Origin of the sequence: Thalassoglobus polymorphus (assembly GCF_007744255.1) — a bacterium.
GTDB lineage: Bacteria > Planctomycetota > Planctomycetia > Planctomycetales > Planctomycetaceae > Thalassoglobus > Thalassoglobus polymorphus.
In genome coordinates this window covers 627,694-654,230 of the sequence record NZ_CP036267.1, presented here as the reverse complement: position 1 = coordinate 654,230, position 26,537 = coordinate 627,694, and the positions used below count along the sequence as shown (strand labels likewise).

Below are 26,537 nucleotides of genomic sequence, written 5' to 3'. Positions count from 1 at the left end.
TCGCCGGGCACTTTAAGTACCCGGCGAAGCGTGCTTGACTAACCGAGTGTGAACTCTGGCAGCTTGACGATCTCACCACCTTTGGTAGCAGACTCATGGGCACAAATTCCGACGCAGGTCCAGTTCGCACTCGTCACTGCGTTCGGCAATGGGTCGCGGTCTTCGAGCAAGGCGTTCACAAACTCATTGACCAAATGCGGGTGCGAACCTCCATGTCCGCCCCCTTGCAAAAAGGACAGGTGTTCTGCATCGTGAATTTCTGCTGGAAGCGTAAACCGACGAATCTCTTCCGGGAGTAAATGGGCGAAGTCGGGAACTTCGATCTTCTCCGGAATTTCTGGCTCCGGTTTCTTCGCGGTGTGCAGTACGTGTGGTTCGTTCTCAATGAGAGTCCATTCGAAACTTTTCTTTGTTCCGTAGACGTCAAAGCTCTCGCGATACTGACGCGCGACATCGTAGAGACAACGCCAGATGTGCGCCGTCAAATCGGAATCCTTGATCTTGATATGGCACGATTCAACAGCGAACTGATTCCCCGATTTCTGCGCGATCTCCTCTCTCACAGTCCCTGACCCCATACAGCTGACGTACTCTGCAAGACCGTTTACCAGTCCCAGACACGGACTCACAACATGTGTCGCGTAGTGCATGGGAATCATCTCTTCCCAGTAGCTCGGCCAACCATCCATATCCTGAGGATGAGAGGCCGCCAAGTGCTGAATTTTCCCGAGTTCGCCTTTCTCATACAGCTCTTTAATGAACAGGTATTCGCGGCTGTAGACAACCGTTTCTGCCATCATGTATTTCAATCCGGTCTCGTTGACCTTCTCGACAATCTGGCGACATTCATCAATCGTCGTCGCCATCGGCACGGTACACATGACATGCTTGCCCGCATCCAACGCCTTCAGCGACATCCACGCATGATCCGGAATCGGACTGTTGATGTGCACGAAATCAATGTCCGGGTCAGCAAGGACATCGTCGTAGCTGGTGTATCGTTTTTCAATTTCAAACTGATCGCCAGACTTATTCAACTCAGCTTCATTCCGCCGACAAATTGCCGTCACGTTCGCGTTCGGGTGCGCCTGGTAAATCGGGATAAACTCTGCCCCAAACCCCAACCCAATCATCGCAGCATTTACAGACTGACTCATATGTTGTCCTTTCTCGTATTCATCACCAGTGGTCGAATTCAAAGCATATCACGATCCCGATCCGCTCAACCACTCACCTCAGTATTTACATGCATTGACGATGACATTCTCAAAGAAAAGTTGCAAGACGACAGAAGACAATCTCGACCCAAAACAGTCCTGGCATGCACCTCGCAGATTGGCCACTCTGCGATGGTGAACTAGAACCAGTCCGAGAACCTCTGGAATAGCCGCTTTTCTTTACGTTTGGGAGAGCAATTTTAAGTTTCAGGATCAGTTCTCAAGTCTCCGAACCACAATAAATTTCGATGAGTGGACGTCTTCACTCAACACCACTTGATTTCCAAGGCATTCACAACGAAACTGTTTGAGATGTCAAATTAGAATCCTTGATGAATGATTCAAAATGACATGGCGATTACTGACCGCCACTGACGGTCAAACTTCCATTAACAAAGGACTCTGAAGATGTTGCGATTTTCTGTATTAAGCTTACTTACAACGCTGATGGTTGCTGGTCAGGCTCTTGCCCACTGCGAAGTTCCCTGTGGAATTTATGCAGACCAACGACGTTTTGAAGAAATGCTCGAAGATACTGACACCATCGAGAAAGCAATCAATCAAATCAAAGAGTTGTCCTCAAAAGATGATGCACTCTCAAAGAACCAGCTTGCCCGTTGGGTTGCAACTAAAGAATTGCACGCTACCAACACTCAAGGAATCATCGCTCAGTACTTCATGACTCAGCGAATTAAACCAGATGCAAAAAACTATGAGAAACAACTCACGACAGCCCACGCTGTACTCATTGGTGCAATGAAAACAAAGCAGGGCGTTGATCCTAAATCAGCACAATCGCTTCGCAAAGCGATCCTCGATCTTTATCGTGCTTACGAAGGAAAAGAACCTAAATTCCACTCTCACGAACATTAAAAAATAGTGTCTTAGCCTGGGACTCGTCTCAGGAAGCTAGAAGTAGGGCAGAAGCCCAATATTGTTCGACACTTTTGTGCGGTGGCTGGGGACAGATTGCTGGTTTGGATGTTCATTTCTGGTTTGTGCGTCTTCAGCATTCTGCCCCCAGAAAATAGAACCAGCCCGAAAACCTCTGGAACAACCACTTTTCTCAACACTTGAGAGAGCAATTTCAAGTTTCAGGCTCAGTTCCAGGTAACCCAACTCTCTGGGGGGGCAATCTGCTTGCTCCCCTTTTCAGAAATCGAAAATCAAAGAACGCAGATTGTCCCCAGCCACCCTCGCTGTTGAAGATGATTGATGATGTTCACGGAAATCCCTGCCGTCGTGTATTGGTTCAACGAGATTCAGAGTGGAAATGGTCGAGCGCCTGCTGGTATCACTTGAATCAGGAAGGTCTAATCAAAATAGATCCGACCCCACCAGATTGGCTGACAGAGTGATGATATTTGACCTGGAAGATCGACGACGAATTGACCCCGAATTCAGGAACATCCGCTCCGCTACTGTCCCTTCCCCCCTGTCGAATTTGGTCAGATTGAAGACCACGTCGGAGAACCAGATTGAGAACATACAACTTTAAAGTGTACGCGAGCTTTGCATTGCGGCAGGGGAGCCCTGCCCTACCGGCACTGAAAATGACCCTAACGAGACTTTCGATCCACCCGTCAGTTTGCGGACGTTCTTCAATCCTGAGGCAGCCACAATGGCGCGCGCAGAATTCAGAATCGGGTTCAGCAAGCCGACCAGGATAAGTCCCGCATACTGGCTGTAGAGCAGTTGCCGGTTCTTGGCCTTGTCTCGCAGTGTTCCGGAATTTGCCAGTCCGGTTAACAAAGGAAACACCCTCCGCAGCATTTCGGCACCTTCAAGCGGATCATGCTTGGAAAGTTTCGCTTTCTTCCTTTTCGGCATTGCACTCCCTCACAAAAACGCGGAGTTTACAATACCACCCACAATGCGCAAAAAGCGTGCCGAACAATATTGGGGGAGCCCTGCCCTACACTCTGTCGGTTGGGGCTATTATGAATCGTCAACCATGTCCTCGGATTCTGCGTCATTTGAGGTTTTGGATTCATACGGTTGGTCTGAGATTTGTTCCTGTGTTCCGGTTGAATTGGTGACGTCAAACTCCGTTCCAAAAAGTTCATGGTACGTTTCAAGGAATCCTTCGTCCTCGCGAAATTCCAGAAATAGTGGCCAATTGCCGTATGCGCTACGATCCACTATATCGTGTTCGGTACCAAGTTTCCGCATAATATTGCAAGCAAGTTTAAAATCTTCATTCAACACTGCGATTGCTAATTGAAAAGGTAAGCCACAATCAGACCAATCCTCTAAAGTTAGCGGTGATGGGTCAGTTTCGATATTCCCAAACTTGGCAGCGATTGCACGATTAATTATTAACATTCGACGGTTCAACGCAGAACTATGATTAATGAGCGATTCGGTAGCAAAGTGCAATAGTTTGTGAGCAAGTCGAAACCGTTTGATTTGATTTAATTCGAAACAAATCTGATTAAAAGATTTATCTGCCTCTTCCCGCTGATCAGGTGATAGTTTCCTCCAAACTACATGCGCTAACTTAACGCCGATTTCATACAGGCATTCAAATGCATTTCTAAAATAAGTATCATCCAAAAAAAGACGATCACCAATTTTATTATCTCCAAGATCGACAGAATTTTCTTGACAAACCTTGATATATTGTTCTGAAACAATTCCGTCGGCATGAACATAAAGATTTCGCCGCTGCGTTACTTCTACAAACTGTGGCCAAGAATCGAGTCCCTTTCTTAGTTTCATATCCAAGAGCTTTTCAAGCATATCGAAATGTTCGACGTGGCTCTTACGCAAGAACGTTTCAATCTCCTTTGATATCACATGCTCTCTTGCAGCATTAATTGATTCTAGACTGACCAGTTGGGAAAACGTTAAAGTGCGATCTGAAGTCTCTATTCGTTCTGGGCGTAAGTAATAGATGCATCGGAGCATTCTTGCGAGATATGCGTCGAAGCAACTGACCATTGCGACCAATAAAGCTCGAGGAGTCTGGTAAACAGCGCTGTTCGTAAGGTTATTGCGACGTAGTGCTCTCCGGAACTCTCGATTGCGTTCTACAGGAATATACAACCTAACTGCTTCTGAATCTTTGTCGGTTTCTGCTCTAATCTCGTTAATCAGTTTCTCGTATTCCTCTGCAGATTTTTTTGCCATCGCCTCAATTAATGGACAGGCAATTCGCTCTGCGCTCCTGATTCCATCGAGGTCGTGTAGGAATTCAAAAAGGGTGTTGGATATCTTCGGGTCTGAGTCAGATTCGGTTGACATTATACATTCTTTGTTACGAAAATTGAAGATTTTCAAACTAGATCAAAATTTACATTAGTGAAGTAGGTCAGGCTCTTTTCGCCTGACGTGACATAAATATGTCAATATCGACTGTAACTCTTGTTCAGTACTGTAGGGCAAGGCTCCCCTGCCGCGATTAAAAACTTTCCCTGCCACCCTGTCGCCATTTCACTCAACATTTCAAAATATAATATTGAATGTGGCATTTTGTATAATGAAAATTACACCAAGGGTAAGGCCTATTCCTGTAGAACCATATTTACCATACACAAATGGAACTTCAAACCCACCAAAATGAAGACAAGAGTAGAGCCCCCAACAGAACCGCTCGAGTTGTGATAAGCAGAGTCTCATTCGAATTACTTCGAGATTGTTTTTTCTCCAAAGGTTCACCTAAACTTTTTGATAGCATTGCGGCAGGGGGCCCTGCCCTACCGGTACTCGATCAGAACTCCAATTAGCCAATCGGTGGAAGGATCCGCCATCGGCCCTCATAGTAGACCCACGTTTCACCGATCTGAGTCCGTCGCTTTGCTGAGAACGCAGCAAAGCGTCCGCCAAGACGCCATGTCGGCGCATTGGCTTCCGTTGCCGAAATTGTCTCGAGAATCTTTGGACCAATCCTCTGCATGTCATTTTGCGCAAGAGTTGCAACCGTTTCTTCGAGTGTCGCATTTTCTTCAACGGACATTCGGGACAACCAAAAGGGGTCAGCGTACTTCAATAAAAATGTCTTGTAGTCCTTTTGGGTGAGCAATTGCTCCGCCGCTTGAATATTCTCGCGAAGAGTCTTCAGACGGGCAGTCTCGGATTGCTCGGTTGGGTCTGGATACGCCGAAGACGGCACTTTGACTAGACCATAAGTTTGTGGCGAATCGTCGGCCTGGCCCAGGTTCACGGAAACAAGACAAAGACAGGTGGCAATGATGTGTTTCATGGAAAGTGCTTTCTGGGTTAGTACTGTACGGCAGGGCTCCCCTGCCGCGGACGATTAGAGACTTTCTGTCTTGGTTTCACTGTCAACTGGTCGCTGCAAATCATTACGATTCTTTGATGCCCAATTATCGTCGTGCCTATATTCCTGGTGGAACTTTTTTCTTTACGGTCGTGACCTATGGACGTCGACCAATCTTTCGACATCAACCCGCAACAAAAATTCTCGGTGATGCTTTTCGAGAATGCAAGCAAAAATATCCTTTTGAGATCAACGCAATCGTGGTACTCCCGGATCATCTGCATTGTCTCTGGACTTTACCTCGTGGAGATCATGATTTCTCGAAACGTTGAAGCATCATCAAAAGAAATTTCACCTCTAACTTTCTAAAAACTGGAGGCAAAGAGGCGGCAATTTCTGATGCTCAAACAAAAGAGGGTCGCAAGGGAATTTGGCAGCCTCGCTTCTGGGAACATGCAATCGAAGATATCGAAGACTACGAAGCCCATTTTGACTACATACACTTCAATCCAGTGAAACATGGATACGCCCGCTGTCCAAAGGATTGGCAGGTGTCAAGTTTTCATCGCTGGGTGAACGCTGGCGTCTATCCCGAAAATTGGGCATGCGGCCATACAGAGTTACTCGATCTTGGTGACATTGAAGATCATGCTGGGGAGCCAGTTTAATGAAATCCAAGAGCATCAATGAGAGGCGGCAGGGAAGCCCTGCCCTACCTCTTCTGGTCCCGACAAGGGTGGCAAGGGTCAGTAGCGAAGCGAATGGCCCCGACGGCTAACGTTGGACGATGCGAATCATTGAGTCGTTCACTAAAATTGACATCCTGGTGACATCCAACCGAAGACATTGGATGAATTCCACCATGCCTGAGCCACGTACACGAACTGAGATTATAGAAAGATCTTGTTGATGATCACCGTTTGCAGGGTGCTCTTGCTGATTGCGTTTTCCGTCTTTTGGGGCGGGCTGACGTTTTATACCGGGATCGTGGTTCGCATCGCCCATGATGTGCTGACCGACTCGATGGTCGGAGGATTGATCACTCAGCGTGTGACTCACTGGTTACAGATCGCTGGAGGAGTCACTGCTGTCTTGATGCTCTGGAATGCAGCGTTGGTGATGAAGGTCTCTCGCAAATATGGATTTACACTCGTCGCCTGCAGCCTGGTCCTTGTCTGCTCGCTCGTCGGTCTGGTGATTGTCCATGGGCATCTGGATGCTGTCATTGACATGGATGCCGTAGAGATTACTGATCGTGATGCGTTCACGATTGGTCACCGCCGATACAACCAACTGACAACGATTGAATGGATTTCATCGTTGACATATCTGATGATGACGCTCGCTGCGTGGCGACACGTTGATGCACGTCCTCCGATGCAACAGACGTGACCGCTGCACCGGAAGGCGTTCCATTGAGATTGACCAGAAAGCAAACTCAGGCGACGATGGAATCTGAATTCCTGCTGCCGTGCTTCGAATTCATCTGGTGAGCAGTTGCCATCAGGCCGGCAACATCCAAACCGAGATCGGCAAGCAGTTCGCCGCGTTCTCCGTGCTCGATGAACTCATCCGGAATTCCGAGCCGCTTGATGGTCGAAGTGTTCAGACCGGCATCATTCGCAGCTTCAAGAACGGTACTGCCAAAGCCGCCACAAAGTGTGTTCTCTTCGACAGTGATGACAAAGTTCGTTTCCTGAATTGCTTTGAAAATCACCTCAGTATCGAGCGGCCTGAGGAATCGTGCGTTCACGACGCCAATGTCGAGGCCATCTTTCGCCAGGCGATCCGCTGCTGCGACACAGGCTGGGAAGAGTGCCCCGAAGGCGACGAAGGTTCCGTCTTCTCCCCAGCGAAGCACTTCAGACTTTCCGTACTCGATGGGTGCCAACGTTCGTTCGACCGTTTCAGCTCCCGTTTTGGGATAACGAATCGAAGCGGGACCATTGTGCTCCATCGTGAAGTCGAGCATCGGTGCAATGTCGAGCGAATCCCCGGGCGCCATCACAGAAATATTCGGGAAGACCCGCATGTACGAGACATCGAACACACCGTGGTGAGTTGGACCATCAGGCCCGCACAACCCTGCTCGATCGAGACAGAATGTGACGGGTAAATTCTGCAGTGCGACTTCCTGGAAGATGTGATCAAAACTTCGTTGCAGGAAGGTACTGTAAATGTCGACAACCGGTCGCATTCCCGCTTTGGCCATTCCACCAGCAAAGGCAACGGCGTGTCCTTCGCAAATCCCGGTATCGAAGAAACGGTCGGGGTAGTCTTCTCGAATCTGATCGAGCTTGTTCCCCTGACACATTGCTGCTGTCAGAACGCAAACCCGCTTGTCTTTCTCCATCATCGTGTGCAGCGAATCGCTGACGAGATCCGTGTACGCTGGCGATGAACCTTTCTTCTGAAAGACCACGCCAACTTCGCTATCCCGGCAGAACGGTGCAGGCGTATGGAATTTCACAGGGTTCTCGGATGCCGGTTTGAATCCGTGTCCTTTCTCGGTGAACACATGCAGCAGAACCGGACCTTTGACTTCTTTCACCATCTCCATCGCTTTACGCAGTGCACGAAGGTCGTGGCCATCGACAGGTCCGACGTAGCGGAAGCCCATCTCTTCGAAGAGCATTCCCCCGTGGAGGAAACTCTTGACTGCGTCTTTGAATTGTCCCACCTTTTCGGCAGCTGACTCACCGATCATCGGGACTTTATTCAACAGCCAGGAGACATCTTTCTTGAGCCCATTATAGAACGGAGCAACACGTGCCTTGTCGAGATAATTCGCCAACCCGCCTACGCGAGGACAAATTCCCATTTCGTTATCGTTCAAGATGACAAGCAAGTCTTTGTTGAGCTCAGCAGCATTGTTGAATGCTTCAAAGACCACACCTGACGGAAGCGCTCCATCACCGAGGACCGCGACTGCTTTCCGATTATCTTCAGGGGTGAGCAGATCATCTCCTGCTTTCAGTCCCAGAACAGTAGAAACGCTCGCTCCGGCATGTCCGGTCATGAAGAGATCGTATTCACTCTCCTCGGGGTTCGGGTATCCCATTAACCCGCCTTTGCGACGGATCGTGTTGAACTGGGGATAGCGACCGGTGATCAATTTGTGCGGATAGATCTGATGACCGGTATCCCAAATCAGTCGGTCTTTTGAGAAATCAAACGTCAGATGCAGCGCCAGACAAAGTTCAACAACTCCCAGGTTACTCGCGAAGTGCGCAGGGCGATCTGAAACAATCTCGCATAAAGCTTCCCGGATCTCGGCAGCGAGTTGAGTCAGTTGATCTTCCGAAAGACTCTCGAGTTCTTTCGGAGAGCCGATCATCGGCAGAAGTTGATATTCCATTAATGGTCTCGCTCTATCGTGTATTTCGCCAAGGCTGCCAGATAATTCCCACGATCTCCAAAACCGGAAATCGCGTCGCAGGCTTGTTCGATGATTATATTCGCTTTCTTGCGACTTTCTTCCAGCCCTAACAGAGCGGGATAAGTCGCTTTTCCGTGGTCGGCGTCTTTCTGGACACCTTTCCCCATTTTCCGGGAATCTCCGACCACATCCAAGAGATCATCCGCAATTTGGAACGCTAATCCAACCGATTCGCCATAAATCTTGAGATTATTCAGGGTTTCAAGGTCTGCACCAGCGATTCTCCCCCCCATGATGAGCGGAGCCGTCAAAAGTCGTCCAGTTTTTCGACGATGAATCGACTCCAAATGCTCAAGTGAGATCTCTTCAATTTCCTCTCCCTCAAGATCCGCCTGTTGCCCTCCGACCATCCCTTCCACACCGGCTGCCGAGGCAAGATCGGCGACACAGGCAATTGCAACTTGGGGATCGGAGATCCCTTTGGCGAGTGTTTCAAAGGCGAGAGTCAGCAAGCCATCGCCAGCCAGAATCGCGGTCGACTCACCGAATTGAATGTGGTTCGTCGGTCGTCCACGTCGCAGATCATCATCATCCATCGCTGGCAGGTCGTCATGAATCAACGAATAGCAATGAATCATTTCCAATGCAGAAGCAGCTGGCAGAGCAGATTTGATGTCTCCCCCACACGCTTCACATGCCATTAACGCCAGACAAGGCCGCACACGCTTCCCCGGTGCGAGGAGGCTGTATCGAATCGCTTCCTGAAGTTTCTGCGGGCACTGTCCAGAAAGTTCCGTGTCGAACTTGAGTCGCTCCTCAATGAGGAGCCGCAAACTTGCAAGATACGTTGAAAGTTCGGGACCAGCATCCATTTTGATTCGCGTTCGAAGGTGAAAGGTGAAGTGAAGATTGAAGGGATTTGAACCGACCGGATGAGCTGCCGTCAATCGTTTCGGCCCCGAATTTCAGTAATGTCGAAACCGAGATTCGATTTCAATGAAACGATAAATCATTTCCGTTTCATCCAGACGGACCATCCGAGCGGCCCTTGTATCCCTCCAGCATCTTCAAAGTGAAAGGCGCGCAGATGATCGATCTCAAAGAGATCCGAAAATTCTTTTCGCACAGCCTCTTCAGGAACACGTGGAGGCCCTCCTTGTTCATTTTCGTTCGGATTCCCACACAGACAAAGCATCTGTGAACCTGGCTGAGTCACCGTTCGCAGCGTGTTCATGTAGCCTTCAAGATCGACTCGTCGGCAGCAATGATAACAGCCACGGTCAAAGACCAAATCAAACGGTTCGAGTCCTTGCCCAAAGTTCTGCACGTCAGCTTCAATCCAATCAACAACGACTCCTGCATCGTTCGCTTTCAGCTTTGCCGTCTCCAATGCCTGGGGGACACAATCGACCGCCGTCACTTGCCAACCAAGTTTCGCCAGTGCGACAGCATTCGTCCCGGTCCCACATCCCAGCTCAATCGCTCGTCCAAGAGAGACAGCATATTGATTCAAGACGTTGAGAAGCTCATGTGATGGTAAATTCGAATCCCACGGAGTATTCGCAGTTGCGTACTTCTCATTCCAGTCACGGTCAGTTTTTGCGTTGGTCATCTTTCTGTTCGTTTAAATAGAGCACGAGTTGTGTTGACTCTTCGGAAATCTCATAAGCAGGTTCGCATCGCATACTCGCAGCATCAGATCCTGTCGGGAACCTTCGAAGAGACCTCTTTCCAGGTCCGACAAATCACTATCGCACTGACAAGTAAATAGACGCCTGTTGAAAGAGATTTTGTCACACTCAACAATTCTTGAACTGGCACAAGGATGATCTGAAGATCTTCCGGAAACATGATCGCCCAAACCACAACTGCGATGAGAGCAGACTGAAACCTCCGACTCGAAACACAATTCCAGAACTTATTCATGGCCTTCTCCTTCGGGCATCCCACCGAGGCCAGCCCCCTCCGAAGTCTCACCTGAAGACGATGCAGTCTGAACCACGGGCGTCTTTGGCTCCGAAGCAAATGGGACCAAAACACCTGCAAGAACGAGCAAAAATCCAATTTTCATCATGACCGGCGTAGTGAGCGCCGCAGTCGGGACGAGACTTGAGTACATCACTCCCGCAACCGCGGTCACCAGACCGAGCCCAATCAAACGTAGCGAGTTCGACCTGGATGTTAACGTCACGAGCGTCAGAAGAAGCAAGTAGCCCACTGTAATAAAAATCAGGGCAACGATGCTCTCTCCTTCAATACGAAAGGGCTGAAAACTTTGGTTCATCTTGGTTCCAGTTCGTCAGTCAAAAAATATTGAAGCCGCACCACTCTTCTTCAAATGAAGTAAGCACCATGCCTCACCCCAGCGGGATCGGAGGCGCGAACAAAGCGTCTGTCACCTCTTTGGGGGCGCCGGTTTCCAAACGGACTTGAGGACCGTCCATTAGTGTGTTGAGGATCGTAGAAACGAGATTGGAAATCTCTACTGGTTCAGAAAGTGGCTTGGCTGCGTCTCGAGTTGATTGACCGAAGACTTGGCCTTTCGGCATGCCTGCCCCCGCGAGCATGAGTGGGGAAAGTGCTCCCCAGTGACCGCGACCACCGAGAGAGTTGAGCTTGGGAGTTCGTCCCATTTCTCCGCAGCAGACCAGCAGAACTTTCTCCGAAAGACCTCGGTCCTGGAGATCTTCAAGAAACGTGGAGATCGCATGATCGAACGGCAGCCCCATGTATCTCATCCCTTCCTCAACGCCTGCGTTGTTCGCATCGGCGTGCATGTCCCACACAAAGTTTGTTGTGACAGTCACAAAACCGCAGCCGCGTTCACAAAGCCGGCGAGCCAATAACATCAACTTGCCAAGGCTCTTTGCATTGTCTGCATAACGTTTGTGGTTGTTCCATTTCTTGTCGATCTCTTCAGTTCGAACAAGCGGAGCTGTGTCATACCGGCGAATCGTCGCGGGGTCTTCTTCGCTGAGGTCGAACGCACTTGCAACTCCTCCGAGTACGGTGCTGAACGCCTGCTCCTTAATCGAGTTCAACCCTTCCCAACTTCCGTCCTTCTCCATACGACGTTGCAGACGATCCAGTTCACTCAATAAGACGCGACGGTGATCTAACCGTGTCATGGGAATATTGAGTTTCATGTCAGCCTGTAAATTTCCTCCACCACTTGGATTGAATGGAGCATACCCTGCCCCTAATGCTCCGGTTGCCTGAACGTCTCCAAGTTTTTTGAATGCGGGCATCGTTGAATCATCAACGGACCGAGGAAACAGACTTACATTGGTTGGCATTCCGGAATCGGAACGATTCTGGCCAGCGATCCGGGCATACAACGCGCCCAGATTCGCGTTCGATGTCTCTGCACTGACGATCGGTTTGACGTCATGGTTTCCGCGACCGGTGCGGAAGGAACGAACGATTGTCATCTGGTCAGCCAAGCTGGCTAAGCGAGGAAACGTCCCTCCGAAAGTGACACCAGGAACTTTTGTGCTCACTTCTCCTGTTGCACTCGAAATCCCAATCGGAGCCCCCATCTTCGGGTCGAATGTTTCGATCTGGCTTGGGCCACCATGCATGAAGACAAAGACAACTGTTTTGTCAGTGAGCAGCGATGGCATTGACGCTGCCTGGAGAGATCGCTGAAAGGCAAGCGGCAACCCCAATCCGCCCAAGGCCAAGCTTCCAGCCCGCAAAAACTCTCGTCGTCCGGTGCGCCGATTCGTGTCAACAAAACTGAGCATCATCGTTCCCGAATTGAGTGTTAAAGCATTTTCAATGCTTATCGTGCCCGCGAAAGTCGCATTCGCCGTCTATTCAGTCGAGTGTTCGCCACAAATACCAGCTGGCAATTGTAGCATACGGACGCCAAGGACGCGAAATTTCGAGGCATTCTGCTTTGTTTGGTAACTCCGAAAACCCATACAGATTACGTATTGCGACCTGTATTCCCAGATCTCCCCACGGCATGATATCAGGACGCCCGAGTGAGAACATGAGAAACATCTGTGCCGTCCATTCGCCAATCCCTTTGACATCAGTCAGCAACTCAATGACTTCATTGTCGCTTTTGTAATGCAGGGAACGAAGCTTCAATCTTTTATCGAGAACATGTTCTGTCAAATCCTGAACGTAGCGAACCTTCTGTGAAGACAGCCCGGCACCACGCAGGTCCGCCACAGTCAGTCTCGAGACAGCTTCCGGATTCAGCGTTTTAGAATGAACGGCAACTTCGAGCTTATTGAAGACAGACTTCGCTGCCGCAGAGGAGATTTGTTGACCGACAATCGCCCGGAGCAAGCTGCGATATCGATTTGTTTGACGATCAAGAGTACATGGTCCAACTTCACGAATCACTTCTGCGAGAACGTCATCGGAACCGGACAAATGTCGATGCGCATCAGCCAGAAGTTGCGGATCAAGCAGAGGCATTGGAGCATCTTTCGAATTGGTTGCTGGATCTGCCTCGTGACGAACAGCATTCTTACTAGAGAAATGCGCTCTTCACGGGCACGATAGAGCAAACTGCTCTAATCAGTTCCGCGGGACGCGTCTTGAATCGAGTCAAGAAACTCACGCTTTGCCTTTATCACATCGTCCAACGCCACATGATAAATATCATTATGCCCCGCATCTGGAAGCTCGACGAAACGTTTCTGAATTCCGTTTGCGGAGACCTCTGGTGCCACCGCAAAGAGTCGCTCTCCAAGCTGGAGTGGAACAATTTCATCCTGCCTTCCGTGCAGCATGAGTAGAGGACAGGTAATATCGGGGATGCGATTGATTGACGGATACCTGTCAACAAGTAACAGATTGACCGGCAGCCACGGGAAACGGTGTTGAGCGGCATCCACGAGAGAAGTAAACGTTGCCTGAAGAACGAGCCCCGCTGGTGCCTGATTTTCCTGACAAAGCTCCCAGACGAGACGAGTCGCAACGCCACCACCCAACGATTGTCCAAAGACGATAATCTGATCGTTTGAGAATCCCAGTTCGCCTGTGGCGAACCCCCAAACCTTTCGGCAATCAGTCGCGATCGCTTCCTCTGAAGGAGCACCATGACTCCCACCGTAGCCGCGATAATCGACAATCAGAGCAGCACAACCAAGGTCATTCACTAACTCCAAAATTCGCACGCGATTGAGCCGGTTGCCACCATTCCCGGGAAAGATCAGTGCCAACCTGGGAGATGCCGGCGCCTTGCCGGTATCGGGCAGACAATACCACCCGTAGAGGTTCAGGCCGTCATCAACGGAAAGAACGATTTCGCGAATTCGCTCCTCAGGGTAACCAGATTCTGCAAGCAAGACCGGTGCAGCTCGCGGAACATAAATCAACTTGCGCTGAAGAAACGCCAGCATCAAACAAAACCCCAGGTAAGTGAATCCTGCTAACAAAACCAGCCTGATCAACTGACGTCTGAGCGTCATTTTCTCCGGTATCTGATCAAGCGTCGACGACTTGTTCATCCCAACAGCTCGTGGATCACTGGATCATCGAGACTCTTGGCGATCGCTTTTGCAGAACTGAAATCATGATGCGCGCTGATTTCGTGCGGGACAGAAATGATATGTGCTCCAGCAGCGGCTGCGGATTTTGTTCCATTTTCGCTGTCCTCCAGAACCAGCATTTCGCTTGGCGAGACCTCCAACTGAGCTGCCGCCGTCAGATAAATTTCAGGGTGCGGCTTCCCATGCGTCACATCTTCAGCTGTCAACGTTTTAGGAAACCGGTGCAATAAATCGAATCGTCCCAGAATGTCCGTCAAATATTTTCGATGCGATGACGTCGCGACCATCTTGGGAAGCTGCCGCTGTTCCAGGACATTCAGCAGGTTCAGCAATCCCGGCATGGGAGCAAGAATGTCATCGAGGAGTGAATCGAAAATCTCCTCGGATTCCGTTTGAAGTTCTGCAATCGACTCAGTCAATTCCATTTGATCGATCATCACCTGAAACGCTTCTTCAGCGCGTCGCCCCATCATGGAATGAAAGAGGATCGGCGTCGGAACTTTTCCACGTCGTCGCAGCAACTCCGTTCCCGACCGATTGAAGACTTCTTCCGTATTAAACATCAAGCCGTCCATATCAAAGACGACTGCGCGAATGACTGGTTTCATTTCTCCTGTGACTTTCTATGACAGACCGGGAAGCACTTTTCCGAGACCAAATCGGCCCGCACCTGAAGAGTTGACTGCAACGGGGCGTGCCAACGACGCTCAATCTTTCTTTTTCACTTCCGGTTTCAGCTTCGTCATTTTCAAGTTTTTAATCGCTCCCTTTGTTTGAAAAGAGGCCAAGCCGAGCGGTTTTGAAAGTTCCATTTCGATCCGGATAGAGATGCGGTTTTCCGTGTGGTCAATCTTCGTGATGCGAGTCTCGTCGATCCAGGCCTGAATGAACTTCTCGTCAACTCGCAATCGAATTTTGTACCACTTTTCGTTGTCGAAGGAGTAGTAGTCAGTCGACTCATTTTCAGAGGCATCAAAATCATTAATGTTAGAAAGTCCAATCAAACTCCCACCCCAACCTCCCAGGATGAGACTGCACAGCTTCTCCTTAACTGGAAAAGTTAGAGCACAAAAGAAGTCATTCCCGTCGACTCGCTGAGCGTCGAATGAAATCTCATAATTCACATTTGGAAGTTCTTTCCCGACCCAATGAACTCCGGTGATCGGATCGCCTGGCTCAAGAATCAGTTGTCCATCTTTTACAAGTACTGTCCCCTCCCCGCCAAAATCGGTGACCTTCCAGTTCTTCAAGGACTTGCCATCAAAGAGCTTGATGACTTCTCCCTTGGGAGCATCAACCGGCTTCTCCTTCTTCTCTTCTGCAGAAAGAGAAGAGGCCAGGAAAACAGCGACCGCAAAACAGAACGGCACCGATGAAATTTTCAAAAGACGAACAGGAATAAGCATTCGCTAATCTCCGAATCTGGAGTTGAAGTTATCTAACACTAGAAGCAGTCCGAAAACTACTGGAAAGGTCGCTTTCCTCAACGTTTGAGAGAGCAATTTCAAGTTTCAGGATCAGTTCTAAACATTCTCCCTCTTCCCGCGACCACGTCAACATGCTGAGTGGCGAACTTTCACGAAATGACAACAAAGCGAGAGATGCAGGCTGACGAAACGATTAATTTTCACTTCGCATCAGAAAACCGAAACGAATAGAGATCGGCATCTTTCATGACAAATCGCAACTTAATGGCCTGACCTGAGAGTTTGCTCATGTCGCCCCCGGACTTCCATGTCACAGTGCGATTGACCGAATCTCCGAAGAGTTCTTCACTTTCAGCCAACGTGAATCCGGGGACAGGAGTTCCGCTGTCAGATTGAATTTCAACACGTATTCCACCTGCCGCTGATGTTGCAAAGTTCAGCTCTAACATCTCGCCTTGAAAGCGAATGGGCTTCGTAATCATTTCTCCACCTTCCCAGGGAGCATTAATGGAAACAAATCCATCGAGACGAAGTGTATAGCGCCGCAGCGAATTGCTGCTCCCGATCCACGATCCCTCTGGGGCATAGATCGAAATTTCATTTGCTGCCCCCGGCAAAGATGACTTCGTCTCAACTGCATGCCAGGCGATGTACTGATGACCGTAAAGCCAAGTATCGGGCCGCTCAGCACCGGGCCTCAAGAATGCTTCATTCCAACGTTCAAAATGAACGCCATCCCGACTCGCCATCAAGAGCCCTTCGGTCAGCGAGGTCCCGTATCTGAGGTGAGCCTTTGATCGCTTTTCTCGCTCCTTACGTTGAGGCAACGCGCGCATCGAGTCAGACCATCCGCGTTCGATGTAACGAGTCGGAAATCCGACCAGAAGATGTGGAGCACGAAAATAAGGGCCAACCTGATTCGTGTAGAGATGCTCAACAGGCGAGTCTTTATACGTCAAATCGGCGTTATCCTCCCACGAAAGAAAATCTGCTGATGACGCAGTCCGAATCGCGCGAAAGCCAGCTGGCTTCCAGACCTTGCCTGTCGTGACACCTTCAGTGAACGTACGAAAATAGGCACGATATTTCTTTGCAGAGGAATCCCAGAAAGCCAGGTTTTGAGAATCGAACGCCCCTTCAGTCACGACCGGCTCTTTTTGCATCAGCGACCAGTGGATTCCATCTGCTGACTGAAATGCAAACAGCCCACCTTCACTCGCTGTCCCGCCCAAGGCTTTAAACCGAGCCTCTGGAGGACACGCTGGATTCGTGTCCAGAAACGGAGCAAAATTGTGAACTCCGACCTTATTCCAGAAAATATTGTTCTCTTTCGATCCCTCGTATTCCACGATCCCCAGATTGGGTTTTGTAAAGTGAACGCCGTCACGACTTTCAGCGTAACAGTAGACCTGCTTACCGAATCGCAACTTGCCATCTTCGACACCTAAAGCCGAGCCGCGGTAGTACAGCCGATAAAGGTCTCCATCCTGAATGATTGTATGATATCCACACCCCGCCCCTTCCCATGGAGCATCATGAGTGATGGCAATCTTTCTTGGAACAGGATGATGTAACTGTCGCCGAGTTTGTGCCATGCTGCCGATCAGTACATCGTCAATAAACAATTCCCGCCGAGCCCCCACATCAACGACATCCTCTGCGCTCAGCAATCTGGGCACATGTCCATTTTCAATCAGCAGAGCTAACAGAACAAAACTCCAAGGTGCGAAACTTCTCTGACAAAAATGCATCGATCCTTACCCCTCTTCCCAGTCCAAATAATTTTCGTTCTTCACTAATCGCTCTTCGTTGATCGTTCTTCAGAGAAAAAGTGTATGACGCGACAACATTCGAGAACAATGGACCGAAAGAAATGAGCAGTCCCACCAAGTTCCCTGGGTCTGATCCACACAAACCTACGACACTGAGTGAGCAAGCCTCAGTTTCGCAGGCATGAGTGGTTTTTCATTTGAAAGCACTCTTCACGAAGACGTGAAACACGATAGATGCTCTAATCGTCTACAGAGTCTGAATCGAAGTTCTCCTGGATGCGGATCCAGTGGTCGGTGAACTCCAGATGCTCGTTTGCTGGGACCTTCGGCATGTGACACTTCAAGCAGTTTGAATCGCGGGCTGCACGTGGGCAATCGTGGGCAGCCTCATTGTTTGAATGATGACAGTCCAGGCAAACAGCCGTGTGCACTTTCCAGTCACGGATCGCCGGACGATGAGGATCGTGACAGGTCGTGCAGTCCAAACGAGCTGGCTTCCCGGACGGAAGCTTCATCCCTGCCTGCTGTTTGAAACAGGGACTCTGAACAAGGCCGACCGATGCAAATCTCGGGAGAGTTTTGTCGTCCGGGCGAATCTCTCCATCAAGCTCATCCGCTCGACGATGGCACTCGCCACAACGATCAACAGCTTCACGCGGACTCAATTGAGAGAAACGTTCAATCGTTGCAGCGAATCCTTCATCCATATTTCGAACATGCTCAGCAGTCCCCTTGTGACAGCGAATACACCCGATCCCGGGCTCAATGCCGTCGAAGTCGATTTTCCCTTGATGAACAGGGACATGCGTCGCATGACAACCGAAGCAATTCACCGTTTGTGCCGGAGTCCGAGGCACTCCGAGTGCAAGCAGACCTTCGGTCTCTTTGAGCTCTTCCATACCGAGAGTTCTGGCAAGTTTTCCATCAGGATACCAACTCACGCTGTGCTCCAGAGACGTTGTCTTCCCATGTGCATCGGTCCAGGTGATCAACGGTGTACACGCATGCGTTCCCGAACCGAAGATCCATTCGATAGGCAATTCACGAGGGTAAGCGGATGAAGAAACAGCGAGCCGATCATCCTCAACACGATACTCCATTTCGACACCCGTCCCCTGCAGCTTGACGGATCTGCCAGCAAATTTTTCGATGAATTCGTCAGGTGGAACACGTTTTAAAGTTCGCGAATGAGGAGCCAAATGAAATTCATCTGTGATATCAGAATGGCATTCAGCGCAGCGTTCTTGAGAAACACGCGGCTGCGAACTCAACACAACAGGACGCGGTCGATCTTCGGGAGAATCAGTCCGAGAGACCGCGAGCGAAGCGAGCCCACCGACAAGGATGAGCATCGGGAGCAGCCACAGCACGCTGTCACTTTTCAGTCGTTTTTCTGAATCATTCTGCATTGAGAAAATCGTCCAACTCAAAACTCGCTGAACTGTTGAATTTGCTCCCGCCAGTAATTTGCAGCAATCTGCATAGGCCGATCCGGATTCAGCTTGAGAAGCTTCTCTAACTCCTGCATCGCTGATCCGGTTTCACCTAACTCAAGCCAAAGCATAGCCGATGCGAAACACTGTTGCGAAGTTTCTCCGGGGAGAGTTTGAATTGCGCCATGAAGATCGCCGCGCAAGTACAGCTGAACGCTTTCCTCCCAAACTTCTGGTGTCTCAATTTCATCAGGTGTCAATTCCCCCCAGAGAGGAGTTGCGGAGCTTGAACCAGCTGAATCACTTGGGAATTCCCTCAAGACAAGCCGACGAAAAACGCTCGCTTGCCCAAAAGTTGTCCACTCCTGATATGCCAAATCACGCTGACAGAGACCAAGCTCGTGAGCGAGAGGACCGCGAACCTTCCCTGTCCGGACTGGAACGAGTGCTCGCAACGCAGCGACAGGAATGTCCATCGTGCGAAATAACCGCGATTGACGAATTGCAGCCGCCGGATCGGTCCCTCCGCCCAGCAACTCGACGAAATCGAATCGCCAACCATGTCCGCTATAATTTTCGACTGAAGGCTGCCACGGACCGAACTCAACAAATCCCTGTTGTTGAATCACCTCCAAAACCAGCTGTGACATTCTTGAATTCGCTGACGACCCATACGGCACAGCTGGAGAATCCATATCCAAAGGACGCCATGGAGACTTCATTAACTCGCGATGAATCACCTCAAATTCAACGGGAAGAATAAGCAGGTCAACGTTCCATTCACTGAACTTCCGAACCCATCCTCCCTGAGACCCATCGTCACGAAAATAGCTGGCTCGGTGTGCCCCTCTCAAATCTTCGAGCTGTTGAGAGTGTTCTCGCAGCCGACCTCCAAGAAGTGCTCGCTGAGGGACATCAACAAACTTCATCCCTTCATCGATCCACAAAGCGGCACCGACCGACCGAGTATCAGGCGACCAACCAATGAGCTGTTCACCATCAGGATCCAATTGAGGAAGGTTCAGTAAGCGAACGTCAATCTCCGAATCAATCCCCCACCCCAGCCGTCGCGTCGACAAACTGCTGATCCCTGTGGCATCAACGAGAGCAATGCCGAAAATGATCGCTGCAACAGAGGTCAGCCTCCAACCTTGTACGTGCTCTCGTGTTTTCTTTTCACTCGGGACTGATTGGTCAGAAAACCAAAGCACAGCCAACACCAGCCAGAGGCTGCAAATTGGAAGATTGGCTTTCGCCAACAAGCACCCCAACAGCGGGAGACTGAACAGAGAGATTAACGCTAGATTCCGCTGTCGATTCCGGCTCCGATCGCGAGCAAGATCACCCTCATCGTTCGAGTTACTCCCCGTACTTGCTTCGACTCTTTGAGACAACCAAATCGCTCGAACCACAAGTCCCACACTCAAAAAGAACAATAACAGAAATGCAGTTTCTTCAACGGACCAACTCTTTGAATTGAACGCGCCCGACCACGCCCGCTCTAATCTGAACTCAGGAGACACAAAGGTCGACGGCATCATCAAGACGAAAGAATCCCGCCATGAAAGAATTCCCCGTGGATTGCAGATCCCACCAATCAAAGCCGCCACCACGACTGCCAAACTGGATTGCATGAAGTGCGTGTTCGACCTTTCAGCAACCTTCGAACGTTTGTTTTTTTTCTTAGTGATCGCATTGTCCACACTCTGCTGAAAGCCAACAGTGAGCAGTAACCACAACAAGCCCCAACCTGGACGCGGTGCGAAATTTGACCAAACGGCGAACAGAAGCAAGACTGAAAATATCAATTGCCGCTTGGATCGCCGCGCGGAGAGAACTTGCCAGAGGACAACCAATCCTAAAAGATCAATCAGTCCGGGGACGGGTTGAAGTTCTCCACGAACAGACCAAAGAAACAGTGGAAGCATGAGAGCAACTGCCCACGTTCCATTCGCTGCAGAGAGTTTTTTCCCAAGGAAGATAAGGAGAAAAGTCGAGGCCAAAAGCGGGATGGCGGCAAGAAAGTGAATTCCGCCCGTGGACCAGAAGAGATAAAACGGGAGGCCGCTACACCAGTCAGCCTCAAAGGCTCTCTCCAGCGTGAGCAACTCTTTCACAGGCGAAAAAATCCCGTGTGCGACTTCGCGCCCACGGGATAAATTCCACCAAAGACTGTGAGAATAGAGAGGTCTTTGGACAACCAGAAACATCACCCCAGCCAACCAGACGACGAGGTTGTTCGAATGCGTCTCAGCTGTCGGCCTGGGGACCTCTGGGGACACTACTGCTGCGACCCCTGATGTGACGCTTCTTCGCCAGCAATTTCCTCTTCAGTCAATTCGACTTCTGGCTCGTCTTCGCCATCTGCGACTCCTTCACTCACGTTTCCACCGCAGCCAACAGACAAGGTCATGACGAGTGAGAAAAACATCAACAAAAAGACACGCTTAAGAATCATAAAACTACTCTTTGTAATTTAGGGTGAAGAACTCGTAAAAAGCCAATATTAATATCAGTGTGCTTGAGAAGGTTCTTTTTTTCAAGCCTTGGCGTTCATCAAATCAGAAGAGCAAAGTCGCCCAAACCGCGGACGCACCGGGCCACTTCTGAAAACGATCCTGTGAGATTAAAACTGGCCCTCAAAATCAAAAGGATTTCAAGAGCCAGTTCTCTGATCAACTTTCCTGAATCGGGAGATGTCGAGATGTTCGTAACGAGTGCATTTTTAATGTCTGTCGTGGCTGGTCCTCTCTATGAAGACCACTTTCACAACTTATCGATGACACGTTACGAGGCAGACCCCGTCCATCATTTTCAAATGCTCTAGAACTCGCCTATAACATTCCCGTCAGATTTGTTCCCCAGGTTATTCCAGGTTGTCAAATCAATGTTTTCACTAATGAACTTGACGCTTCCATCGCACAGAACAGCTTGAACGCCTCCGACATGCAAACTTCTTGCTGCGGCATTTGTTCGGTCTGAGTTTACTCCGCAATCGACAGACTTCTTATTGTTCGGGCCGACGTACGTATTGAAAAACGCAGATTGTGGGTGGTAGACATAGAACCACGAATTCCCCGCCTGCCGAGTCGAACTCGTATCTTTACTTCCTGGCGTACAATCGGTGTTGTTCCCACTATCATTTGTGCTTTCTCGATAGAATCCGATCACGCATTCTGACACAGCCAAAACGTTTGATGTTCCGTCAGTAATATCGCGGAACCGTGTCTGCGAGTTCTGCCCAAAGACTCCCGGTGTATTCGAGCTCAGCCGGGTTGTTCGACCGACGTTACCCACATAGTTCCCTGACGCGTACCCAGAGTTCGAAGGTGCCCCTGACACACGAACTCCTGCCGGTGTGGTCCATGTGACTGAACCGTTTCCGGGATCTGACGGACAACGAAAGGCTGGAATGATTTGACGGCGAGCTCCGGTTGGGTTTGTTCCGTTTACGCCATCATCACCATCGGTACTCCCCGTCCCTTGACCAAGATCCCAGTCAATTGTGTTGTAGAGTGGAGCCTGATCCATTTGTGGAAGCAAACGGGGCAACCACGCAATGTTTCCGGTGTACCAAGCGTCTGTAATGCCTGAGTACAGGTTGCGGGTCCGCCCTGGCGGAAAAGTGTTGTAGATGTCGTGATAGTTGTGAAGTGCCAACCCAATTTGCTTCAGGTTGTTTTTGCACTGTGTGCGACGTGCCGCTTCACGTGCTTGCTGCACTGCAGGCAGCAAAAGCGCCACAAGGATCGCAATAATCGCGATCACGACCAACAGTTCGATCAGCGTAAATCCTTTACGCTTTCTAAAGTTAGACAAAATCATCATCAATTCTCCGTACCATAAAAAGGAATGAAAATAGCAATCTTATCGCTAAAACGAACTCGTAGAACTTAAAACTCTGAATGTACTGCTAGAACCGCATATCAAGTGGAGAGACGAAAGCTTCCGAATTTCATTAACGTTTCAGAAACTCTGTCTAAGAAAGATCAAGAGATCAGTTTCTCTTCGCAAAAATATTGACCAGAATGAAGAGTCGCTGTTGGCATGGTTCGATGAGGTGTCTTCGAAAAAAAAATCAACTTCCACCTGGCAACTCATGCTGAACAACAATTAACCGAATGGATTCTTCATCATCAGCTCGGCAGAGAACCGAGTGCGCAATCTTTGCGGCTACCCTAAGTCTAAGGTATTTATCACAAAAAATTGATAGGGAAATCATCGAATTTTCACAAAATGTTCATCTTCAGCAGATCGCATTCCAAATAGCCATCTTTATTGGCAGCGGCAAGCTGAATTCAAGAGAGATTCAGTCGCAAACTGTAGCGTTTTGCCCTATCAGACCGTTTTTTCACGAACGACGATTCGGTTCCCCTGGACTTTAACGACCTCGATGTCGCAGTCGAATTGGATGTACGGCCCATCACTGACAACGTCGTATAAACGACCGTCAATCTGAGCCTTGCCTGCTGGACGTAAATCCGAGACGGCCGCCCCTACAGAGCCGACCAGTTCAGAAGTTGCCTGCCGACTGGTGGCCCGTAATCGAGGCTCATCATCTTCAGGCACAATGTTCGGTGGAGTGAGAATCATGCTATTGAGTATGGGGATATGAGGTAAGTACTTCCCTAGAAAACTTGCGAAGACAATCACCCCAACTAGCGAGGCTGCAAATGGAGCAAAGGAAACGACGACACGCTCCATATCGTACTGCACGCCAAACCCGCTGAAGGTCATACTTGCCATCACAAGTGACCCAACAATCATCAGAATTCCCGAGACGCCGAAGACTCCAAATCCGGGGATGACAAAGACCTCCATCGCCAGACAACCGAGGCCAAGCACAAACATGGAAAGTTCCAGAGTCGATGCCGTTCCCCCAAGCATCCGACTCCAGAAGAAGACGCCAAACGCTGAAGCTGCGAGAATTCCAAAGAACCCGGTCATCGTCGCCATTTCGATGTAGATGCAGACAATCGCCAGAAAGAAGAGCATCCCGGTGACCCATTCGTTGTTGAGCCAAAAGACCAGAGAATCGACCCAGGAACGTTCCGTCACCTGGAACTCCATACTCAAGGGAATCCCAAGCCGCTCTTTAAGTTCTTCAACATTTTCGACAGGTGCAGAAGCCAGTTTCAATTCATGTGCACGTCGCCCATTCACAAAGACTGCCACCTCGGGACGCGACTCGGGAACACGCGGCCCTTTAATCCATTCACCGTTCGATTTATGAATTTCATCTTCGGACATGTACCACTTGCGCCCGCTCGTTTTATTCGTAACTTCGAATGCTTCCAGCTTGGCATCACAGAACCCCTCGACCAGAACTGTCGGTCGCCCCGTTTTCTCGGCAAGCATCCGCATGTGTTCCAGGAGGACACTCAATATTTTGGGATCGGCATGCACAAACCCGCCACCGATTGTCAGGCTGATCGGCATGGCATCACCGATTTTGGCATCTGGCTGCATGTAGATTTCTGAGCATGCTGCTGAAATAATCGCTCCACCACTGATTGCTTGATTCGGGATGTATGCAATTGTCCGGATTCCTGATTCGTTCAATCGAATGATTCGGGAAGACAAATCGATGCAGACATCCAGCAACCCACCGGGAGTATCAACTTCAAAGATGATCGTCTTCGCACCTTGAGCAACTGCGCGGTCAATTTGCGATAGTGCAAACGAATGAAAGACACGATCAATCTCATCGTGCAATAGAATATAAGCAACGTTCGTTTCGGCATCGGGAGCGGTGAGTTCCCGTAGCGATTCAACCGGAAGCTGAAACGCGTCAGCGACTTCGTTACGTGTGTTGGCGATTTGCCTCGCCAGCATTTGATATCTTTGTGCATCTTCTCCAGAGAAAATTCCTGGAGTCCCGGACTCTTTAATTGTTGTTTTCTTTTGAATGACAGCTCCGGAATCAAGCAGCGCTGACGCTTCGTCCGCTGTCGCAAGACGTGTTTCCCGCTCACCGTTTTCGGTTTCGATGGTCACATTGACCAAAGAAACAGCCGGGTCGAGCATCGCCTTTGCCAGCGGAGTGGTGACGCGTGCATTCCGTCGCTTCGCAACAATCGCCAACACAATTTCCTGCCGATCCTCAGCGACCGCCTTCCCTCGTCCTAAGTCACCCAACTTTGCATCCGGCGCCATCACAATCTCTTTACAGGCCAACGCAACCAGAGCATTGTTGCCAGTGACAGTTTCCGAAACCCAGGCGACCGTTGTCACATTTTGAATGGCTGAAGCTGTCAGGAATTCTGCCATCGCAAAAGCATTGTGAAACTCGGTGATGCCCGGTTTAATTTCCAGAAACAAATAGGTTTTTCGATCTTCTGTTTCTGCAATGCTTTGAAGCTCCAAAGCTGTCCGGCGGACAAGCCCAAGCGCCTCGTCACTTAACGGACTCTCCAATGGGATCAATCGCCCCACGGGTGTCACTTCCTGTTCCTGGGCAGAGAGCTCTTCGATTGCGCTCAGACCAAACAGCAACATTGCGCTGAACAGCGTGACTCGAGCGAAACATGGCGCCACTCGAGAGAACCGGGATGACGAAAACGAAAATGACATTCGAAACGACCCTGAAGTGGGAAATGATTCACAGTGACGGATTTTAACAAAGATACGTTGCACAATTCAGGCGCAAGTACAGATGTTACTATGGATTATAGGACGATTCGAAAAAAGGGGTCAAATCGTTCCCATATTCTCGAACGATTTCCTGAGCGAGCTGGATCAATCCGATCCGTAACTTTGATCTCTCCGCACTAAAAATGATGTCCCAAAGCTGCAATCAGCGAAAATACCAGAATAAGAGAGTGGAAACACAAGAAACTCGACCTTTTCCTCCGGATGAAATCCAATATTCGTTTTTACGTCCTGCCTGGTGCGAACAGCAATTTCGCTGGTAAAACGTGTTCTATCCGGGCACAAGGCAGACCAAACTGCTCTAAACCGAACGGTGGGATGAAATCATGAAACATTTCCTGACAGATTGCCGACTCATGCATGATTTTCCAGCCTCGGTGAGGTATTTTAACTATTCAAGTTCTTGAGTTACGCAATAATATTCTAGAACTGGTCTCAAAACTTGCTATTCACTTCTCTGAGACAGAGAAAGGTCGCAATTCCATAGGTATTGAGACTGTTTCCAGACAGATCCATTCTTTTGACTGGTCGGACGACATGCCAACTTATGTTTACGAAGTCATCAACGAAGACGGCTCAGGCGGCGAGGTCTTTGAGCTGATTCAGCCAATTTCAGCAGAGGCTCTCACCGAGCACCCTGAAACCGGTGAACCTGTGCGCCGAGTCATTCAGCCACCCTTCATCGGCGGGACATGGTCTGAATCTGCTATGCACAAAAGTACGAACGACAATAAGAAGCTGGAGAAAATGGGCTTCACGAAGTACGTCAAAGCAGGTGACGGAACTTACGAAAAGACTGCAGGAAAAGGACCGCGCACAATCTCAGCCGACGCACCTATCAAGTCAAACGACCTGAAACACCTCGACTGAAAATCCATTCAGCCCCCTCTTCTCCAGTGAGTGACAATTTCCCAGCGTCACAA

Annotated in this window: 22 protein-coding genes and 2 pseudogenes; 4 read left to right on the top strand and 20 right to left on the bottom strand. The window is 49.7% G+C overall.

All coding sequences use genetic code 11. The features are described from left to right. Window positions 1-38 precede the first annotated feature (38 nt). On the bottom strand, window positions 39-1,157 hold the full coding sequence (locus Mal48_RS02535) for a Gfo/Idh/MocA family protein (RefSeq protein ID WP_145195797.1): 1,119 nt from the start codon (window positions 1,155-1,157) through the stop codon (window positions 39-41). Between the two features lie 468 nt (window positions 1,158-1,625). Between Mal48_RS02535 and Mal48_RS02530 the strand changes: the two genes are divergently transcribed. Next, entirely contained in the window at window positions 1,626-2,090 is a 465-nt protein-coding gene (locus Mal48_RS02530) for a superoxide dismutase [Ni] (protein WP_145195795.1), read from the top strand. 675 nt (window positions 2,091-2,765) lie between these two features. On the opposite strand, the pseudogene Mal48_RS02525 reads toward Mal48_RS02530, so the two are convergent. From Mal48_RS02525 to Mal48_RS02515, 3 genes and pseudogenes are all read right to left on the bottom strand, one after another. After that, window positions 2,766-3,047 (bottom strand): annotated as a pseudogene (locus tag Mal48_RS02525) (IS4 family transposase); the annotation flags it as partial. Between the two features lie 108 nt (window positions 3,048-3,155). Further along, a complete protein-coding gene (locus tag Mal48_RS02520) occupies window positions 3,156-4,463 on the bottom strand; it encodes a hypothetical protein (protein ID WP_145195793.1) in 1,308 nt (435 codons plus the stop codon). Window positions 4,464-4,941: 478 nt separating this feature from the next. Beyond that, entirely contained in the window at window positions 4,942-5,421 is a 480-nt protein-coding gene (locus Mal48_RS02515; RefSeq protein WP_145195791.1) for a hypothetical protein, read from the bottom strand. A 116-nt stretch (window positions 5,422-5,537) separates the two neighbouring features. Between Mal48_RS02515 and Mal48_RS23940 the strand changes: the two are divergent. Next, window positions 5,538-6,107 (top strand): annotated as a pseudogene (locus tag Mal48_RS23940) (REP-associated tyrosine transposase). Window positions 6,108-6,348: 241 nt separating this feature from the next. Continuing rightward, complete coding sequence (locus Mal48_RS02505) at window positions 6,349-6,831, top strand: hypothetical protein (RefSeq protein WP_145195787.1); 483 nt, start codon at window positions 6,349-6,351, stop codon at window positions 6,829-6,831. A gap of 46 nt (window positions 6,832-6,877) precedes the next feature. Here Mal48_RS02505 and dxs read toward each other — a convergent pair whose 3' ends face one another. The 16 genes from dxs to Mal48_RS02430 form a co-directional block, all read right to left on the bottom strand. Continuing rightward, complete coding sequence (gene dxs, locus Mal48_RS02500) at window positions 6,878-8,797, bottom strand: 1-deoxy-D-xylulose-5-phosphate synthase (RefSeq protein ID WP_145195785.1); 1,920 nt, start codon at window positions 8,795-8,797, stop codon at window positions 6,878-6,880. Continuing rightward, window positions 8,797-9,690 (bottom strand): polyprenyl synthetase family protein, encoded by an 894-nt coding sequence (locus tag Mal48_RS02495; protein ID WP_145195783.1) that lies wholly within the window; start codon window positions 9,688-9,690, stop codon window positions 8,797-8,799. The genes dxs and Mal48_RS02495 overlap by 1 nt, the downstream gene beginning before the upstream one ends. A gap of 137 nt (window positions 9,691-9,827) precedes the next feature. Beyond that, window positions 9,828-10,430, bottom strand: coding sequence for a class I SAM-dependent methyltransferase (locus Mal48_RS02490; RefSeq protein ID WP_145195781.1), 603 nt, complete (start codon window positions 10,428-10,430; stop codon window positions 9,828-9,830). 83 nt (window positions 10,431-10,513) lie between these two features. Next, window positions 10,514-10,744 carry a hypothetical protein gene (locus tag Mal48_RS02485; protein ID WP_145195779.1) on the bottom strand — a complete coding sequence of 77 codons (231 nt, stop codon included), beginning with the start codon at window positions 10,742-10,744 and terminating at the stop codon, window positions 10,514-10,516. Beyond that, window positions 10,737-11,102, bottom strand: coding sequence for a hypothetical protein (locus tag Mal48_RS02480; protein ID WP_145195777.1), 366 nt, complete (start codon window positions 11,100-11,102; stop codon window positions 10,737-10,739). The genes Mal48_RS02485 and Mal48_RS02480 overlap by 8 nt, the downstream gene beginning before the upstream one ends. A gap of 73 nt (window positions 11,103-11,175) precedes the next feature. After that, window positions 11,176-12,567, bottom strand: a complete 1,392-nt coding sequence (locus Mal48_RS02475) for a DUF1501 domain-containing protein (RefSeq protein WP_231739862.1) — start codon at window positions 12,565-12,567, stop codon at window positions 11,176-11,178. Window positions 12,568-12,637: 70 nt separating this feature from the next. Continuing rightward, on the bottom strand, window positions 12,638-13,252 hold the full coding sequence (locus tag Mal48_RS02470; RefSeq protein WP_145195775.1) for a DNA-3-methyladenine glycosylase family protein: 615 nt from the start codon (window positions 13,250-13,252) through the stop codon (window positions 12,638-12,640). Between the two features lie 98 nt (window positions 13,253-13,350). After that, a complete protein-coding gene (locus Mal48_RS02465; RefSeq protein WP_145195773.1) occupies window positions 13,351-14,289 on the bottom strand; it encodes an alpha/beta hydrolase in 939 nt (312 codons plus the stop codon). Continuing rightward, window positions 14,286-14,939: an HAD family hydrolase gene (locus Mal48_RS02460; RefSeq protein ID WP_145195772.1), complete on the bottom strand. Its 654-nt coding sequence runs from the start codon at window positions 14,937-14,939 to the stop codon at window positions 14,286-14,288. The genes Mal48_RS02465 and Mal48_RS02460 overlap by 4 nt, the downstream gene beginning before the upstream one ends. Before the next feature lie 99 nt (window positions 14,940-15,038). Then, the gene (locus Mal48_RS02455) at window positions 15,039-15,737 is read right to left on the bottom strand and encodes a 3-keto-disaccharide hydrolase (RefSeq protein ID WP_145195770.1); all 699 of its coding nucleotides are present in this window, start codon (window positions 15,735-15,737) and stop codon (window positions 15,039-15,041) included. 221 nt (window positions 15,738-15,958) lie between these two features. Next, entirely contained in the window at window positions 15,959-17,509 is a 1,551-nt protein-coding gene (locus tag Mal48_RS02450; protein ID WP_231739860.1) for a hypothetical protein, read from the bottom strand. 260 nt (window positions 17,510-17,769) lie between these two features. Further along, window positions 17,770-18,939, bottom strand: coding sequence for a multiheme c-type cytochrome (locus tag Mal48_RS02445; RefSeq protein WP_145195766.1), 1,170 nt, complete (start codon window positions 18,937-18,939; stop codon window positions 17,770-17,772). 17 nt (window positions 18,940-18,956) lie between these two features. Further along, window positions 18,957-21,245 carry a hypothetical protein gene (locus tag Mal48_RS02440; protein WP_145195764.1) on the bottom strand — a complete coding sequence of 763 codons (2,289 nt, stop codon included), beginning with the start codon at window positions 21,243-21,245 and terminating at the stop codon, window positions 18,957-18,959. Then, on the bottom strand, window positions 21,245-21,421 hold the full coding sequence (locus tag Mal48_RS23070) for a hypothetical protein (protein WP_197441980.1): 177 nt from the start codon (window positions 21,419-21,421) through the stop codon (window positions 21,245-21,247). Before Mal48_RS23070 ends, Mal48_RS02440 begins: the two co-directional genes overlap by 1 nt. A 365-nt stretch (window positions 21,422-21,786) precedes the next feature. Beyond that, complete coding sequence (locus Mal48_RS02435; protein ID WP_315850673.1) at window positions 21,787-22,791, bottom strand: DUF1559 domain-containing protein; 1,005 nt, start codon at window positions 22,789-22,791, stop codon at window positions 21,787-21,789. A 510-nt stretch (window positions 22,792-23,301) separates the two neighbouring features. Then, window positions 23,302-25,461: an NfeD family protein gene (locus tag Mal48_RS02430; protein WP_197441979.1), complete on the bottom strand. Its 2,160-nt coding sequence runs from the start codon at window positions 25,459-25,461 to the stop codon at window positions 23,302-23,304. A gap of 690 nt (window positions 25,462-26,151) precedes the next feature. Between Mal48_RS02430 and Mal48_RS02425 the strand changes: the two genes are divergently transcribed. Further along, window positions 26,152-26,484, top strand: coding sequence for an FmdB family zinc ribbon protein (locus Mal48_RS02425; RefSeq protein ID WP_145195760.1), 333 nt, complete (start codon window positions 26,152-26,154; stop codon window positions 26,482-26,484). The last annotated feature ends 53 nt before the right edge of the window (window positions 26,485-26,537 follow it).